Source organism: Roseobacter insulae, assembly GCF_019375555.1.
Classification (GTDB): domain Bacteria; phylum Pseudomonadota; class Alphaproteobacteria; order Rhodobacterales; family Rhodobacteraceae; genus Roseobacter; species Roseobacter insulae.
On record NZ_JAHXDN010000001.1, the window covers coordinates 586,064 to 601,809 of the forward strand.

Here is a 15,746-nt window from a genome sequence, read left to right on the forward strand (position 1 = left end):
GTCATGGCAGGTGGAGCGGATCGTAAACGTGGGTTGGGGCGCGGCTTGTCAGCGCTGATGTCCGATGTTGCGGAAACTGAAAAGGTGACCAGCGCCGGGCCCGCGTCGGCGGACCGGATGATCCCGATTGAGCAGATTACGCCGAACCCGGACCAGCCACGCAAGCGGTTTGCCGTGGATGATCTGGGTGATCTCGCGTCCTCAATCCGCGAAAAAGGGATAATTCAGCCACTTGTGGTTCGCGCTATGGCGGATGGGCGATACGAAATTGTCGCTGGCGAGCGCCGCTGGCGGGCAGCGCAGATGGCTAAACTGCATGAATTGCCGGTTGTCATCCGGTCCTTTACCGACGTCGAAGTGCTCGAAGTCGCGATCATCGAGAATATCCAGCGTGCTGACCTGAACCCAATCGAAGAAGCCGCGGGCTACCGCCAGTTGATGGATCGATTTGGCCACACCCAGGAAAAGATGGCAGAGGCGCTGGGGAAAAGCAGGAGCCATATTGCCAACCTTCTGCGACTTCTGAACCTGCCTGACGCGGTGTTGGACATGGTCCGCACCGGTGACTTGAGCGCCGGGCACGCCCGCACGCTGATCACTGCCGACAACCCGCTGCGGCTTGCGCAACAGATCGTCAAGGGCGGGTTGTCGGTGCGCGCGGCCGAAGCACTGGTGAAGAAAGAGCAGGCGGGCGCGGCCGGGAACATCTTCGGCAGCAAGGATACCAAGCCCAAACCTGACGGGAAAGACGCTGATACGAAGGCGTTGGAAGGCGATCTGTCCGCATCCCTTGGGATGAAAGTCAGCCTGACCCATAAGCCCGGTCAAGAATCCGGACAAATGACACTGCATTACACGTCGTTGGATGAATTGGATGAATTGTGCCGGTTGCTCAGCAGCCGTTAAGCATCCAGAAGTTCGGCAATAACTGCGTTTAATACTATAAATCCTTGATCTAAAACGATAATTTTACCAGCATCCATGCTAATCATGCCAAGATCTACAAGCTCTGTCACCGTGGACGGATGCAGGGGCGCGCCCGCCAGTTCTTCATAGCGTTTCAGATCGACGCCCTCTTTCAGCCGCAGTCCCATCAGCAGGAACTCACTTGCCTGATCGGCCCTGCCTAATTTCGTACGGGGTTTTTCAGCGGACCCATCTGCCACAGAGGCCAGCCAGCGCGCCGGGTTGGAATAGCACTCGGTTGCCCAACGGTCGCCTTGCAGGGTGAGCCTGCCATGAGCCCCCGGGCCAACACCGATGTAATCGCCGTAGCGCCAATAGATCAGATTATGCCGCGACTGCGCGCCGTCACGCGCGTGGTTGGACACTTCGTAGGCCGGCATGCCCTGCGCGCCGCACAGATCCTGGGTCATTGTGTAAAGATCCGCACCCAGGTCTTCATCCGGCAGACCGTGCAGCTTTCCCGCAGTGTAGCGATCTCTGAAGGCGGTGCCCTGTTCGATCGTCAACTGGTAGAGCGACAGGTGATCCACCGCCATCGACAGCGCCCGTGAGAGTTCAGCCTGCCAATCGGCCAGTGACTGACCCTGACGCGCATAGATCAGATCAAAGCTGACACGGTCAAAGGTATTCCGGGCAATGTCGAACGCCTTCATGGCTTCGTCCGCCGTGTGCAGGCGGCCCAAACGACGAAGGTCCGCATCATTCAGGGCCTGAATGCCCATGGAAATGCGGTTGACCCCACCCGCGTGATACGCCCGAAACCGCCCGGCCTCGACGGAGCCGGGATTGGCCTCAAGTGTGATTTCGAGATCATTCGCGCAGGGCCACAACGCCCTGATCTTCTCGATCACGCGGGCAACGGTGTCGGGGTCCATCAGACTGGGTGTGCCGCCGCCAAGGAAAACAGACCTCAGGACACGGCCCGGTGTCTCTGCCGCCGCCCGGTCCAGTTCTGTCAGGTAGGCGCTGCACCACGCCGCCTGATCAATCTGTCTGGAAACGTGGCTGTTGAAATCGCAATAGGGGCACTTTGCCTCGCAAAACGGCCAGTGCAGGTAAAGGCCAAAGCCACCATTCTGCCAGTCCTCAGCCAAAGCACCCGGCAATCAGTTGGGAAAAGGCGTCCGCGCGGTGGCTGATCCGGTTCTTCTCCGCAGGGTCCATTTCCGCAAAGGTAACTTCATATCCGTCTGGCTGGAACATCGGGTCATAGCCATGGCCTGTTTGTCCGCGCATCGGCCACACCAGCGTTCCGTTGACTTTGCCCTCGAACACCTCTTCATGCCCATCCGGCCAGGCGAGTACCAAGGTGGCGCGAAAGCGGGCCTTGTGCGGCCGTGGCGCGTTTTTCTCTTCCAGCAGGTCGTGAGTTTTGGTCATCGCCATCCCGAAATCTCTGCCATTCGGGGTTTCCGCCCAATCGGCGGTGTAGACACCCGGCGCATTATCCAGCGCTTCGACCTCGATCCCGGAATCGTCCGCGAGGGCAGGCAGGCCGGTTGCCCGCACCGCGGCCAGCGCCTTGATCCGGGCATTGCCAACGAAAGTGGTTTCGGTCTCTTCCGGCTCCGCCAGCTTCATCTCGGCGGCTCCGACAACGGCCACGCCATAGGGTTCGAACAGCTGCTGCATTTCCTCCAGCTTGCCCGCGTTATGCGTGGCGATCAGAATGCGCTTGCCGTCGAACTTTCGGGTCATTGCGTGGCGGCTTTCTGTGCTGCTGCGAGTTCGGACACACCCTTTTCGGCCAGATCCACCAGGGCGTCCATCTGATTGCGGGAAAATACGGAGCCCTCCGCGCTCATTTGCACTTCGATCAGCTGGTGTGATCCTGTCATGATAAAATTGCCGTCAACGCCGGCCTCGGAATCCTCGGGGTAATCAAGGTCCAGCACGGGTTGGCCCGCATAGATTCCACAACTGATCGCCGCAACCGGATCAACCATCGGGTCGCTGATCACATCTCCGGCCTTCATGAGCTTGTTCACCGCGAGACGCAGCGCAATCCAGCCACCGGTGATCGAGGCGCAGCGGGTGCCGCCATCGGCCTGCAGGACATCGCAATCCACCGTGATCTGGCGCTCTCCCAAGGCGACACGGTCGACGCCCGCACGCAGAGACCTACCAATAAGCCTTTGAATTTCAACAGTTCTTCCGCCCTGCTTGCCTGACGCAGCCTCGCGCCGCATCCGGGTGTTCGTGGCGCGCGGCAGCATGCCATATTCGGCGGTCACCCATCCAAGGCCCGATCCCTTGATAAAGGGCGGCACGCGGTCTTCGATGGTTGCCGTACACAGCACATGCGTATCACCCATCTTGATCAGGGCGGACCCTTCGGCATGTTTCGTGAAGCCCGTTTCGATGGAAACGGAACGCATTTCATCTAAAGCTCGACCAGAAGGGCGCATGGGATATCCTTTGCTATATAACCCCCGATACCGTTCCGGACCGTCCAGATGCAACCCCGATTGAAATCTCGCCCTCTTATGCTTTTATTCAGGAGCAGATAGGATACCTTCATGAACGATGTGCCGAATATCCTCGGAGAAATGAACGAACGCTCGCGCGAAGTCTTTCGCCGGGTTGTCGAGGGGTATCTTGAAGACGGGTCTCCCGTCGGATCGCGTACGCTGACGCGCGAATTCAGCGAAAAGGTGAGCGCCGCCACCATCCGCAACGTAATGCAGGATCTCGAATACCTGGGACTTCTCGACAGCCCGCACGTCAGCGCCGGGCGTGTGCCGACGCAACTGGGCCTGCGGATGTTCGTCGATGGCCTTCTGGAAATCGGCAACCCGGATGAAACCGACCGGGAAAAGATCGACGCAACGCTTGGCTCACATGAACAGGACGTCAGCGGGTTGCTGGACCGGGTGGGATCGGCGCTGTCGGGCGTCACCCATGGCGCGTCTCTTGTGCTGACGCCAAAACATGAAGCCCCGATCAAGCATATTGAATTTGTCTCTCTGTCGCCGGACCGGGCGCTGGTCGTTCTGGTCTTTGCCGATGGTCATGTCGAAAATCGCCTGTTCACCCCGCCACCCGGGCAAACGCCAAGCTCCATGCGGGAGGCGGCAAATTTCCTCAACGCCCTGATCGAGGGGAAAACGCTGAGCGAATTGCAGCAAACCATTGAGGCTGAAATTCAAAACAGGCGGCAGGAAATTGATTCGCTTGCGCAGGACCTCGTGAAAAGTGGTTTGGCCGTGTGGGAGGGCGAGGGCGATCAGATCGAACGCCTGATTGTCCGGGGCCGGTCGAATCTCCTCAGCGATGATGGTGAAGCCGAGGATTTGGAGCGGATCAGACGCCTCTTTGACGACCTTGAACGCAAGCGCGACATCGCGGAATTCCTTGAGCTCGCCGAGGAAGGCGACGGTGTGCGCATTTTTATTGGTTCTGAGAACAAACTTTTTTCACTTTCGGGTTCCTCTCTGGTGGTTTCCCCATATATGAACGCTGATCGAAAGATCATTGGCGCCGTGGGCGTCATTGGTCCGACGAGACTGAATTATGGACGCATTGTGCCGATTGTGAATTACACGGCGCAGCTGGTCGGAAAGCTGATCTCCGACCGGAGCTAGAGGTGAATTATGGCAGAGCCCAAGAACGAAGAGTTTCTGGACGACATCGAAGACGCGGAAGCCCAGGCCTACGCCGAAGAGATGGAAGAGATTGACGACGAGGCGCTGGAACTGGACCAGCTGCGTGCGGAACGTGACCAATTGCGGGACCGTTTCATGCGCGCGCTGGCAGATGCGGAGAATGCCCGCAAACGGTCTGACCGGGACCGGCGGGAGGCAGAGAACTACGGCGGGTCGAAACTGTCGCGTGATATGCTGCCCGTTTACGACAACATGAAACGTGCCATCGAAACCATTACGGATGAGCAGAAAGAAGCGAACTCCGCCCTGATCGAAGGCATTGAATTGACGATGCGCGAACTGCTCAGCGTTTTCAAAAAGCACGGGATCGAGATCATCGCGCCCGAGGTAGGTGACCGGTTCGATCCGCAGCATCACCAGGCGATGTTCGAAGCACCGGTGCCAGGCACCAAGGCGGGCGACATTATTCAGGTCGCTGCCGAAGGGTTCATGTTGCACGATCGCCTGTTGCGGCCGGCGCAGGTGGGTGTGTCGTCAACGCCTGCAAGCTGAGCTGTGTATCGCCGAAACGTTCAGGGAGGCCGTCAGGATGTGGCGGCCTCTTTCAGTTTGTAAAGCACCTCAAGCGCCTGTCTTGGGGAGAGTTCATCTGGGTGAACATTTGCCAGGGCGTCTTCGACAGCAGATGTCTTCGGCGCAGGTGGTGGCGGCGATGCGGCCGCGGAAAAGAGCGGCAGATCGTCGATCAGTGTTTTCTGAGTGGCCCCACCTTCGCGCTCACCCTTTTCCAGCGCATCGAGAACAACCCGCGCGCGGGTGATCACGGCGGGCGGTAATCCGGCCAGTTGCGCCACCTGCACACCATATGACCTGTCCGCGGCGCCCTTATGCACCTCGTGCAGGAAGATCACTTCTCCTTCCCACTCCTTGACCGCAACGGTCGCGTTTTCAACGCCGTCCAGCTTGCCCGCAAGGGCGGTCATTTCGTGGTAATGCGTGGCGAAAAGCGCTCGGCTCCGGTTGGAATCGTGCAGGTGTTCCAGGGTCGCCCAGGCAATCGACAGCCCGTCATAGGTTGCCGTGCCGCGCCCGATTTCATCCAGAATGATCAGGGCCCGGTCGTCTGCCTGATTCAGGATCGCGGCGGTTTCGACCATTTCCACCATGAAAGTAGACCGCCCCCGCGCAAGATCATCCGACGCCCCGACGCGACTAAAAAGCTGGCTGATCAGCCCGATATGCGCGGCCTCGGCGGGAACAAAACTGCCCATCTGGGCCAATAGTGCAATGATCGCGTTCTGCCGCAGAAAGGTGGATTTACCGGCCATGTTTGGGCCCGTCAGCAACCAGATTTTTGCTGCGCGATCATCAGCGCTGAGATCACAGTCATTTGCGATGAAGGGGTCGCCGGTGGTTGCCCGCAAGGCGTTTTCGACAACTGGATGACGGCCCCGGGTGATCGTGAAGGCGCGGCTCTCGTCGACTTTCGGTTCCGCCCAGTTCTCGCAGGCGGCCAGTTCCGCCAACCCGGTCGTCAGATCGACCTCTGCAAGACCACTTGCCGCCTGACCGATCTTGCCCGCTGCCTGCAGAACATCGGCTTTCAGAAGGTCGAAATGGTGGCGTTCAATCTCCAGCGCGCGGGCACCAGCGTTGAGGATTTTCGTCTCCATTTCCGACAGCCCCACCGTGGTGAAACGCACCTGATTGGCGGTGGTCTGGCGATGAATGAATGTTTCTGACAGGGGCGGTGACAGCATCTTGTCCGCATGGGTCGCAGGCGTTTCGATGAAGTACCCAAGCACGTTGTTATGTTTGATTTTCAGGGACGAAATGCCCGTGTCAGAGACAAAATCAGCCTGCATTTGCGCGATAACGCCCCGACCCTCGTCCCGCAGTTTGCGGGCGTCGTCCAGATCAGGGTCGTGCCCGGGGGCGATAAAACCACCATCGCGGACCATCAAGGGCGGTTCGGCCACCAATGCAGTATCAAGCCGATCAATCAATTCGGCGTTGCCAATCATCCTTTTCGACGCGTCCGACAGAAGGGGCGGCAGGTCCGACCCTGACAGGTTGGCGCTGATGTCCCCTGCCTGGGTCAGCCCGTTCCGCAGTGCCGCCAGATCCCGGGGTCCGCCGCGATCCAGTGACAAGCGGGACAGCGCGCGGTCCAGATCGGGCACTTTGCGCAGCTGGTCCCGCACCTGGTGACGCAGGGAGGTTTCGGTCACCGCAAAACGCACCGCTTCCAGACGCGCCAACACCGTTGACAGAACGCGTGACGGGCTGGACAGCCGTCGCGCCAGCAATCGCGCACCGCCTGCCGTGACCGATCTATCGAGCACGGCAAGCAATGATCCCGCGCGCCCGCCGGACAAGGCCTGTGTCAGCTCAAGGTTTCGGCGCGTGGCGGCGTCGATCTGCACGGTGCGGGCTGCCGCCTCTCTTTGAGGCACGCGCAGCAGCGGCAGTTTACCCTTCTGGGTAATTTCCAGATACTGGATGATCGCACCCATCGCAGCGACCTCTGCCCGCGTAAATGCCCCATAGGCGTCGAGCGTTTCGACGTTGAACAGCGCGCACAACCGAGCCTCGCCGCCCGTGCTGTCAAAGGCCGACCGCGCAATGCCCGTGAGAGCGATGCCGAAATCATCCGCAAGATCCCGCAGATCCGGCTCCTTGCTTTCGGAGACGATCAATTCGGATGGCGCCAGCCGCGCCAGTTCCGGCCCCAGCCGCAAGTCTGTCAGGGGCATGACGTGAAACGCACCGGTAGAAATATCGACCCATGCAAGGGCTTGCGCATCCCGGACCTCGGCGAAGGCGGTAAGGTAGTTGTGCCGGCGCGCCTCGAGCAGGGATTCTTCGGTCAGCGTGCCCGGTGTGACCAGCCGCACGACGTCGCGCTTGACCACGGATTTTGACCCGCGTTTCTTGGCTTCCGCCGGGCTTTCCATCTGTTCGCAGACGGCCACGCGGAATCCTTTGCGGATCAGCGTCAGCAAATAGCCTTCGGCGGCATGCACCGGGACACCGCACATCGGGATATCCGCACCGTCGTGCTTGCCGCGTTTGGTCAGCGCGATATCCAGCGCTTCTGACGCGGCCACCGCATCCTCAAAAAACATCTCGTAAAAATCGCCCATGCGGTAGAACAGCAGGGCGTCCGAATACTCGGCTTTCAATTCGAGATATTGCGCCATCATCGGCGTGACGGTCATAAGGCCCCCCGGCGGTTTCCGCAGACCTTACAAATCGGAGCGGGCAGGGAAAAGCCTCAAATGCTGTCTGCTTGAGGCGACCGGCGCGCTGGGCTAGAGGTTATGCGCTCGGAACATCAGTAAAGGCCTCAGCCCCATGTCCAAAACCCGCGTGACACCCGAAGAGGCATTGGCCTTTCACCTTGAACCAACGCCCGGCAAGTTCGAGATCACCGCAACGGTGCCCATGACCACACAGCGTGACCTGAGCCTTGCCTACTCCCCCGGGGTCGCGGTCCCTTGCGAGGCCATCGCGGCCAATCCCGAAACCGCCTATGATTACACCAACAAGGGCAATCTGGTCGCGGTGATCTCCAACGGTACGGCGGTTCTGGGCCTTGGCAATCTGGGCGCGCTGGCCTCCAAGCCGGTGATGGAAGGCAAGGCGGTGCTTTTCAAACGATTTGCCGACGTGAACAGCATTGATGTGGAACTGGATACCGAGGACACGGACGCCTTCATAAACGCGGTCAAGCTGATGGGTCCGACCTTTGGCGGTATCAACCTCGAAGACATCAAGGCGCCGGAGTGTTTCATCATCGAGCAGCGTCTGAAAGAAGAGATGGATATCCCGGTCTTTCATGACGATCAGCATGGCACGGCGGTGATTTGCGCGGCGGGGTTGCTGAACGCGCTCTACCTGTCGGGCAAGAAGATCGAGGATGTCCGCATCGTGCTGAATGGCGCGGGCGCAGCGGGCATCGCCTGTCTGGAACTGCTCAAGGCGATGGGCGCAAGGCATCAGAATTGCATCATGTGCGATACGAAGGGTGTTATCTATCAAGGTCGCGCCGAGGGCATGAACCAATGGAAATCGGCGCATGCCGTGGACACAAAATTACGCACGCTGGACGAGGCCATGGCCGGGGCGGATGTCTTTCTGGGCGTGTCCGTGAAAGGTGCTGTCACGCAGGATATGGTCAATAGCATGGCCGAGAACCCGGTGATTTTTGCGATGGCGAACCCGGACCCGGAAATCACCCCGGAAGATGCGCATGACGTACGGCCGGATGCGATTGTCGCCACGGGCCGCAGTGACTATCCAAATCAGGTCAATAACGTGCTCGGGTTTCCTTATCTCTTCCGCGGCGCGCTCGATATCAACGCGCGGGCCATCAATGACGAGATGAAAATCGCCTGCGCCCATGCACTTGCCAATCTTGCCCGCGAGGATGTGCCCGACGAAGTGGCGCTGGCCTATGGCAAGAACCTCACCTTTGGGCGGGATTACATCATTCCCACACCTTTCGACCCGCGTCTGATCCACCGCATTCCGCCCGCCGTTGCACTGGCGGGGATGAACACAGGCGCGGCGCGGCGACCGATTATCGACATGGAGGCATACGAGCTTTCGCTGAAATCACGGATGGACCCGACCGCAAGCATCCTGCGCGGCATCAACGCCCGCGCCCGCGCCAACCAGGCGCGCATGATTTTCGCCGAAGGTGACGACCCCCGGGTGTTGCGCGCTGCGGTCATGTATCAGCGCGCAGGTCTTGGAAAAGCGCTGGTCGTCGGACGCCCGGACGATGTGAAAACCAAGCTTGAAATGGCAGGCCTCGCTGATGCGGACCGTGAAATAGAAATCGTCAATGCGGCCAATACGCTCCATTTAGAGACTTATAAGCACTTTCTTTATGAACGTTTGCACCGCCGCGGATTTGACGCGCAGGATATTCACCGGCTGGCGGCCCGGGACCGGCATGTGTTCTCTGCGCTGATGCTGGCGCATGGTCATGGTGATGGATTGGTCACTGGGGCGACACGCAAGTCGGCGCATATTCTGGACCGGATCAACCATGTTTTTGATGCCGATATCGCCAGTGGTGCGGCGGGCATCACGGCGTTGCTGCACAAAGGGCGGATCATCTTTATTGCCGATACCCTGGTGCATGAATGGCCGGACGAAGAGGATCTTGCCACGATTGCGGAACGGGCCGCCACGGTGGCCCAGAACATGGGGCTTGAACCGCGCGTGGCCTTTGTCAGTTTCTCAACCTTCGGCTACCCGGTTTCGGAACGGGCAGAGAAAATGTACCTCGCGCCCAAGGTTCTGGATGCCCGGGGCGTCAGCTTTGAATACGAAGGGGAAATGACGGTCGATGTGGCGCTCAATGCCAAGGCGCAGGCCAGCTATCCGTTTTCGCGCCTGACCGGCCCCGCCAATATTCTGGTGGTGCCCGCCCGCCATTCCGCCAGCATTTCGGTCAAGCTGATGCAGGAAATGGCAGGGGCCACGGTCATTGGACCAATTCTGGCAGGTGTCAACGGCTCGATCCAGATGTGCTCCACCGTGTCGACGGCAAACGACATTCTGAACATGGCCGTTCTGGCGGCCTGCAAGGTCGGGTAAGGTCAGCTGTTGATAAAGGGAGCGCTGCTGCCCCACAGCTCCCTGACCCGCGCGTCGCGACCGCACGCCTCGCGATAGGCCTTGTAGGCTGATGCCTTCCGTTTGGGTCCAAACCGCGTCAGCACCAGAGAGGACCCTTTGTAGTAGTCCTGGTGATAGGCGTCTGCAGGGTAGAAGGGTGCCGCACCCAGAATGGGTGTAACGATCGACTGGCCCAGATCGGCTGCGGCCCGGGCTTTTGCGTCTTGTGCAATGCTTTTCTGTGCCGGTTTTTCAGCGAAGATGGCGGTGCGATAGCTGTCGCCGCGATCGCAAAACTGGCCGCCCGCATCTGTTGGATCCACGGAACGGAAAAAGAGATCAAGCAGCGTGCGGCGCGTGACGACGGATGGATCGAAAGAGATCTGCACCACCTCGTAGTGCCCCGTTCCGCCGCTTGTTACCTGTTTGTAGGTCGGGTTGGCCACGGTCCCGCCGGCAAAACCGGAAACAGCCTCCGTCACGCCTTTGACCTTCTCGAAGTCAGCTTCGACGCACCAGAAGCATCCGCCCGCCACGGTCAGTGTTTCGAGCTCCGCCGCGTGTGCCGTGCGCGCCTGCGCTACAAAGCCAAAGGCGATCATTCCTGCCAGGGCGATTGATTGCAACGTATAGAGTTTAAGCATGTCGCATCTCCTTTTCCCGCAGTCTGTCGGCGGCGCATGCGCAGAACAATTCACGAGATTGCGATGTCACGGGCTGGTGAAGACAGTTTACGTCTTGGCAATCACAACGGCCGTTTTTAACCTGTTTTGAAACATCGGGAGGTTGGCGAAATGAAGACCGAAACAATTGTGGCTACCGGGGGCGGGGTCTGATGCGGATCGCCATGTGGTCTGGGCCGCGCAACCTGTCGACGGCGATGATGTACAGTTTCGGCGCACGCCGCGACTTTTCGGTCATCGATGAGCCCTTTTATGCCGCGTATCTGGCTCATTCCGGAGTGGACCACCCGATGCGTGACGCAATCCTCGCCAGCCAGTCCAAGGACCCGCAAGAGGTGGCTTCGGCCTGCACCGCACCGATCACAACCCCGCATCTTTACATGAAGCACATGCCGCATCACATGCTGCAAGGGTTTCCGCTGGAGTGGGTGCAAGACTGTGTGAACGTCCACCTGATCCGACATCCTGCGCGGGTCATCGCCAGCTATGCGGCCAAGCGCGAGCAGCCGACGCTGGAGGACATCGGCTTCGTTCAGCAACAGGCCCTGTTCGAGAAAATCGGCGGCGTGGTCATCGACAGTACGGATATTCGCGCCAACCCGGAGCACATGTTGCGGTGCCTGTGTGACGCCATCGAGCTGCCGTTTGACCCCGCGATGCTGTCATGGCCTGCGGGGCCGCGCGATGAAGACGGCATCTGGGCGGCGCATTGGTACGGGGCCGTTCACACAAGCACCGGTTTCTCCGGCGCAGAAGGCGAACTGCCCTTGTTAGATCCTGTTATGGCGGATCTCGCGGATCAGGCGCTCCCCTTCTACCACCAGCTTGAAGCGGTCAAACTGACCTGATGGCTCTTGCGGTCTGGCACAGCGATGTTCCGATTGCGCGACGGAGGTCACGTCGACGCGCATAGACAGAGAGCGGCGGCAAATGCGCCGCCTTGTCTCCGGACATCGGCTTTGGGTCGGGGGTTACTGCTTAAGTCGGCGATCCCGTGCGGCGAGCAGCTTCAGGCGCAGGGCGTTCAGCTGAATGAAGCCTGCGGCGTCTTTCTGATCATAGGCACCCGCGTCATCCTCGAAGGTGACATGCGCTTCGGAATAGAGACTGTGATCGGACCAGCGCCCGACCGTCCGCACATGCCCCTTGTAAAGTTTCAGGCGTACCGTGCCGGTGACGTGAGTTTGCGAGGCATCAATAGCTGCTTGCAGCATCGTCCGTTCAGGCGAAAACCAGAAACCATTGTAAATCAGTTCCGCGTAGCGCGGCATCAGCTCATCCTTGAGGTGCATCGCGCCGCGGTCGAGCGTGATGGATTCAATCGCGCGGTGGGCTTCCAGCAAAAGTGTTCCACCCGGGGTTTCGTAGATGCCGCGGGATTTCATGCCGACGAAACGCCCCTCTACGAGATCGAGACGTCCGCAGCCATGCTTGCCGCCCAGTTCATTCAGCCGGGTCAGGATCGTGGCGGGGGACATTGCCTCGCCGTTGAGGCTCACCGCATCGCCTTTTTCAAACCCGATCTCCACGTACTCCGGCACATCGGGCGCGTCTTCGGGATTCACCGTGCGCTGGTACACGTAATCGGGCGCGTCGACGGCCGGATCTTCGAGCACCTTCCCTTCGGAAGAGGTATGCAGCAGGTTTGCATCGACACTGAAAGGCGCCTCGCCGCGTTTATCCTTTGCGATGGGAATCTGGTTCTTCTCTGCGAAATCCAGCAGCTTTGTCCGGCTTGAGAGATCCCATTCGCGCCATGGGGCAATGACCTTGATATCCGGGTTCAGCGCGTAGGCGGCGAGTTCGAACCGCACCTGATCGTTGCCCTTGCCGGTTGCGCCGTGCGCCACCGCATCCGCGCCGGTTTCCTCCGCGATCTCGACAAGACGTTTGGAGATCAGCGGCCGTGCGATGGACGTGCCCAGCAGGTACAGCCCTTCGTAAACCGCATTGGCGCGGAACATCGGGAAGACAAAGTCACGTACGAACTCTTCGCGCACGTCCTCGATGTAGATGTCCGATGCGCCCATCAGCTCTGCCTTTTTGCGGGCCGGTTCCAGTTCCTCGCCCTGACCCAGATCAGCCGTGAAGGTCACGACCTCGCAGCCGTATTCCGTTTGCAGCCATTTCAGAATGATCGACGTATCAAGGCCGCCGGAATAAGCGAGCACGACTTTTTTGGGCGCAGACATTGCATTCTTCCTTCGTCACATTGCCCGGTGCCGATACCGGGTTTTGCGCAGCGCAGCAAGGTTGAACCGCGTTGACCCGCGTCGCGCGCATGCCTACTGATCAGACACCCATGGACCAAAGGAGCGGGCACATGACCCTCACCGCCTTTGCAGCGGCGGCACGCAAGGCCGAACGGGAGATGCGCACCGTTTTTCCCGCGACCCCGTTGTTGCGCAATGATCATCTGTCCGACCGGTTTGGGGCCGATATCTACCTGAAGCGCGAAGACCTCAGCCCGGTGCGGTCTTACAAGTTGCGCGGCGCGTTCAATGCCATGCGCAAGGTGATCCCGGACCACGATCTTTTCGTCTGTGCGAGCGCTGGCAACCATGCGCAGGGCGTTGCCTTCATGTGTCGGCACTTTGGTGTTCAGGGCGTGGTCTTCATGCCCGTCACCACCCCGCAGCAGAAAATTCAGAAGACACAGATGTTTGGCGGTGATCATGTCGAAATTCGCCTTGTTGGTGACTATTTTGACAAGACGCTGCATGCGGCCCAAAGCTTTTGTGCACAGGCGGGGGCGCATTTTCTGTCACCCTTTGACGATGAGGATGTGATTGAGGGTCAGGCCTCCGTGGCGGCGGAAATTCAGGCCCAGCTGGGAAGGGTGCCGGACCGCATCATTCTGCCGGTGGGCGGCGGCGGTTTGTCTGCCGGTGTGCGCAGCTTTTTTGGCAACGCCTGCGCCTATACCTTCGTTGAACCCACGGGGGCGCAAAGTCTTGGTAAGGCGCTGGAGGAAGGTGCGCCCGTGGATGTGTCGCCGATCAACAGTTTTGTGGACGGAGCGGCTGTGGCGAAGATCGGGGCGCGCACCTTTGAGCGCCTGAGCAATGTGGCGCGCAGCGATGTGATCCACCTGTCCGAAGACCGTATTTGCACAACCATCGTCGAGATGCTGAACGTCGAAGGCATCGTGCTGGAACCTGCGGGCGCCATGGCGATCGAAGCGCTGTCTGACCTTGCCGAAGAGGTAAAGGGCAAGACCGTTGTCTGCATTGCCTCGGGCGGCAACTTTGATTTCGAGCGTCTGCCAGAGGTCAAGGAGCGGGCGCAGCGATACTCGGGCATCAAGAAGTATTTCATTCTTCGCATGCCGCAACGACCCGGCGCGCTCAAAGAGTTCCTGAACATTCTGGGCCCGGAAGACGACATCGCGCGGTTTGAATATCTGAAGAAATCGGCGCGCAATTTCGGTTCCGTGCTCATCGGCATCGAGACGACGCGGCCCGAGAACTTCGTGCGGTTTTTGACTGAACTTGATGAAGCCGGGTTCACCTATACCGACATCACCAACGACGAGACCCTGGCGCAATTCGTCATCTGAGGGGGAATGGATGGAATTCTCTGGCAAAACGGTCGTGATCACTGGTGGGGCCAGCGGCATCGGCGCGGCGCTTGCGGCGATGCTGGTGAAAGAAAAGGCGCAGGTGGTCATTGCGGATCTGGATGCCGCGCGTGTTGATGAAGCGTCGCATACCCTTGGCTGTTGCGGAATTCCCTGCGACGTGACGCGGGAAGCGGATGTCACAGCGCTTGTGCGCAAGGTATCCGATACAGTTGGCCCCATCGACATTTTTGTCTCTAACGCGGGGCTTTTGACACCGCAGCCGGGTCATGCCGCATCTTCCAGCGATGAGGACTGGATGCGCAACTGGTCTGTTCACGTGATGGCACATGTATACGCGGCGCGTGCGCTTCTGCCGCAAATGATCGCGCGGCGGTCCGGCTACTTTGTCAATGTGACCTCAGCGGCGGGGCTGCTCAACCAGATTGGAAACGCCGCCTACTCAGCAACCAAACATGCGGCGGTGAGCTTTGCGGAATCACTGGCGATTTCGCATGCATCCGATGGCATTGGTGTCTCGGTTGTCTGCCCGCAATATGTTGCCACGCCGCTGATTGGGCTGAGTGCCGGGGATGCTGAAAGCCACGAGGGATTGCTGAGCGCCGCGCAAGTGGCAGAGCGGATCGTATCGGGGGTTGAGGCGGGCGAGTTCCTGATCCTGCCGCATCCGCAGGTCGCCGGTTATGCACAATCGCGCGCGCAGGACCACGATGGCTGGATCCGGGGCATGGTTCGTTTGCGCGCCCGCTTGGGGGTTCAGTCGGGGACACCCGATGGGACGGGGCTGTACAAACTGGTCTAGCCTGCGAGCCTTGTGCCCATTTCGCTGAGGAAAACCCCGCGAGAGCTTTCGTAGCTTGCGAGAATTTCCGCAACATCAACCGCTGCTTTGGGATCATGGGCAACGGCAGTTTCCCCCACCTGGCACAGGCCCGAGAACTGCTGGAACCCGAGGCTCAGCGCGCTGCCTTTCAGAAAATGCAGACGCGCCTCCAGATCATTGCAGGGTTGCTGGGCCGTGAGCTCGGAAATTGCGGCGTCGACTTCTTCCAAGAACAGTTCGACCACTTCGTCGAAGTCCTCGGCACCCACTTCTTCCCGCAGTGTGGCCACTCTCTCCCAGTCAATCATCACGAACTCCACCGGTTTGCCAACCCTTCGCACAGGGAACCTTAACCGGTCGTGTGACACCAAGGGTTTTTTACGGCGAAGTTTAAATTTCACCTGCCCTTAAGCATTCTGGGTCTACAGCAGGGTCTCATTCTGAACTGAGTATTC

14 protein-coding genes are annotated in these 15,746 nt (G+C 59.5%); 7 read left to right on the plus strand and 7 right to left on the minus strand.

Annotated features, from left to right (window positions below; all coding sequences use genetic code 11):
* Nucleotides 1–3: 3 nt before the first annotated feature.
* Complete coding sequence (locus tag KX928_RS02875) at nt 4–906, plus strand: ParB/RepB/Spo0J family partition protein (RefSeq protein ID WP_219498663.1); 903 nt, start codon at nt 4–6, stop codon at nt 904–906.
* Here KX928_RS02875 and hemW read toward each other — a convergent pair.
* The 3 genes from hemW to rph are packed head-to-tail and all read right to left on the minus strand — an operon-like array spanning nt 903 to nt 3,374.
* Nucleotides 903–2,060: a radical SAM family heme chaperone HemW gene (gene hemW, locus KX928_RS02880; protein WP_219498666.1), complete on the minus strand. Its 1,158-nt coding sequence runs from the start codon at nt 2,058–2,060 to the stop codon at nt 903–905. The genes KX928_RS02875 and hemW overlap by 4 nt on opposite strands.
* Nucleotides 2,053–2,664, minus strand: a complete 612-nt coding sequence (rdgB, locus tag KX928_RS02885; RefSeq protein WP_219498669.1) for an RdgB/HAM1 family non-canonical purine NTP pyrophosphatase — start codon at nt 2,662–2,664, stop codon at nt 2,053–2,055. Before rdgB ends, hemW begins: the two co-directional genes overlap by 8 nt.
* Complete coding sequence (gene rph / locus KX928_RS02890; RefSeq protein ID WP_219498672.1) at nt 2,661–3,374, minus strand: ribonuclease PH; 714 nt, start codon at nt 3,372–3,374, stop codon at nt 2,661–2,663. The genes rdgB and rph overlap by 4 nt, the downstream gene beginning before the upstream one ends.
* Before the next feature lie 111 nt (nt 3,375–3,485).
* Here rph and hrcA point away from each other — a divergent pair, with 111 nt between their 5' ends.
* Nucleotides 3,486–4,550 carry a heat-inducible transcriptional repressor HrcA gene (gene hrcA, locus KX928_RS02895; RefSeq protein ID WP_219498676.1) on the plus strand — a complete coding sequence of 355 codons (1,065 nt, stop codon included), beginning with the start codon at nt 3,486–3,488 and terminating at the stop codon, nt 4,548–4,550.
* 9 nt (nt 4,551–4,559) lie between these two features.
* Nucleotides 4,560–5,123, plus strand: a complete 564-nt coding sequence (locus KX928_RS02900) for a nucleotide exchange factor GrpE (RefSeq protein WP_219498678.1) — start codon at nt 4,560–4,562, stop codon at nt 5,121–5,123.
* A gap of 32 nt (nt 5,124–5,155) precedes the next feature.
* On the opposite strand, the gene mutS is transcribed toward KX928_RS02900, so the two are convergent.
* The gene (gene mutS / locus KX928_RS02905; RefSeq protein ID WP_219498681.1) at nt 5,156–7,792 is read right to left on the minus strand and encodes a DNA mismatch repair protein MutS; all 2,637 of its coding nucleotides are present in this window, start codon (nt 7,790–7,792) and stop codon (nt 5,156–5,158) included.
* A 136-nt stretch (nt 7,793–7,928) separates the two neighbouring features.
* Here mutS and KX928_RS02910 point away from each other — a divergent pair, with 136 nt between their 5' ends.
* A complete protein-coding gene (locus tag KX928_RS02910) occupies nt 7,929–10,184 on the plus strand; it encodes an NADP-dependent malic enzyme (RefSeq protein WP_219498684.1) in 2,256 nt (751 codons plus the stop codon).
* 2 nt (nt 10,185–10,186) lie between these two features.
* Here KX928_RS02910 and msrA read toward each other — a convergent pair whose 3' ends face one another.
* Nucleotides 10,187–10,849, minus strand: a complete 663-nt coding sequence (msrA, locus tag KX928_RS02915) for a peptide-methionine (S)-S-oxide reductase MsrA (protein WP_219498687.1) — start codon at nt 10,847–10,849, stop codon at nt 10,187–10,189.
* A gap of 191 nt (nt 10,850–11,040) precedes the next feature.
* Here msrA and KX928_RS02920 point away from each other — a divergent pair, with 191 nt between their 5' ends.
* Nucleotides 11,041–11,736: a sulfotransferase-like domain-containing protein gene (locus KX928_RS02920; RefSeq protein ID WP_219498688.1), complete on the plus strand. Its 696-nt coding sequence runs from the start codon at nt 11,041–11,043 to the stop codon at nt 11,734–11,736.
* A 123-nt stretch (nt 11,737–11,859) separates the two neighbouring features.
* Here the strand turns inward: KX928_RS02920 and KX928_RS02925 are convergent, their stop codons facing one another.
* Nucleotides 11,860–13,080, minus strand: a complete 1,221-nt coding sequence (locus tag KX928_RS02925; RefSeq protein ID WP_219498690.1) for an argininosuccinate synthase — start codon at nt 13,078–13,080, stop codon at nt 11,860–11,862.
* 131 nt (nt 13,081–13,211) lie between these two features.
* On the opposite strand from KX928_RS02925, the gene ilvA reads away from it, so the two are divergent.
* Nucleotides 13,212–14,447: a threonine ammonia-lyase IlvA gene (gene ilvA / locus KX928_RS02930; protein WP_219498693.1), complete on the plus strand. Its 1,236-nt coding sequence runs from the start codon at nt 13,212–13,214 to the stop codon at nt 14,445–14,447.
* 10 nt (nt 14,448–14,457) lie between these two features.
* On the plus strand, nt 14,458–15,270 hold the full coding sequence (locus tag KX928_RS02935; RefSeq protein ID WP_219498697.1) for an SDR family NAD(P)-dependent oxidoreductase: 813 nt from the start codon (nt 14,458–14,460) through the stop codon (nt 15,268–15,270).
* On the opposite strand, the gene KX928_RS02940 is transcribed toward KX928_RS02935, so the two are convergent.
* On the minus strand, nt 15,267–15,599 hold the full coding sequence (locus KX928_RS02940) for an Hpt domain-containing protein (protein WP_219498700.1): 333 nt from the start codon (nt 15,597–15,599) through the stop codon (nt 15,267–15,269). The genes KX928_RS02935 and KX928_RS02940 overlap by 4 nt on opposite strands.
* Between the last annotated feature and the right edge of the window lie 147 nt (nt 15,600–15,746).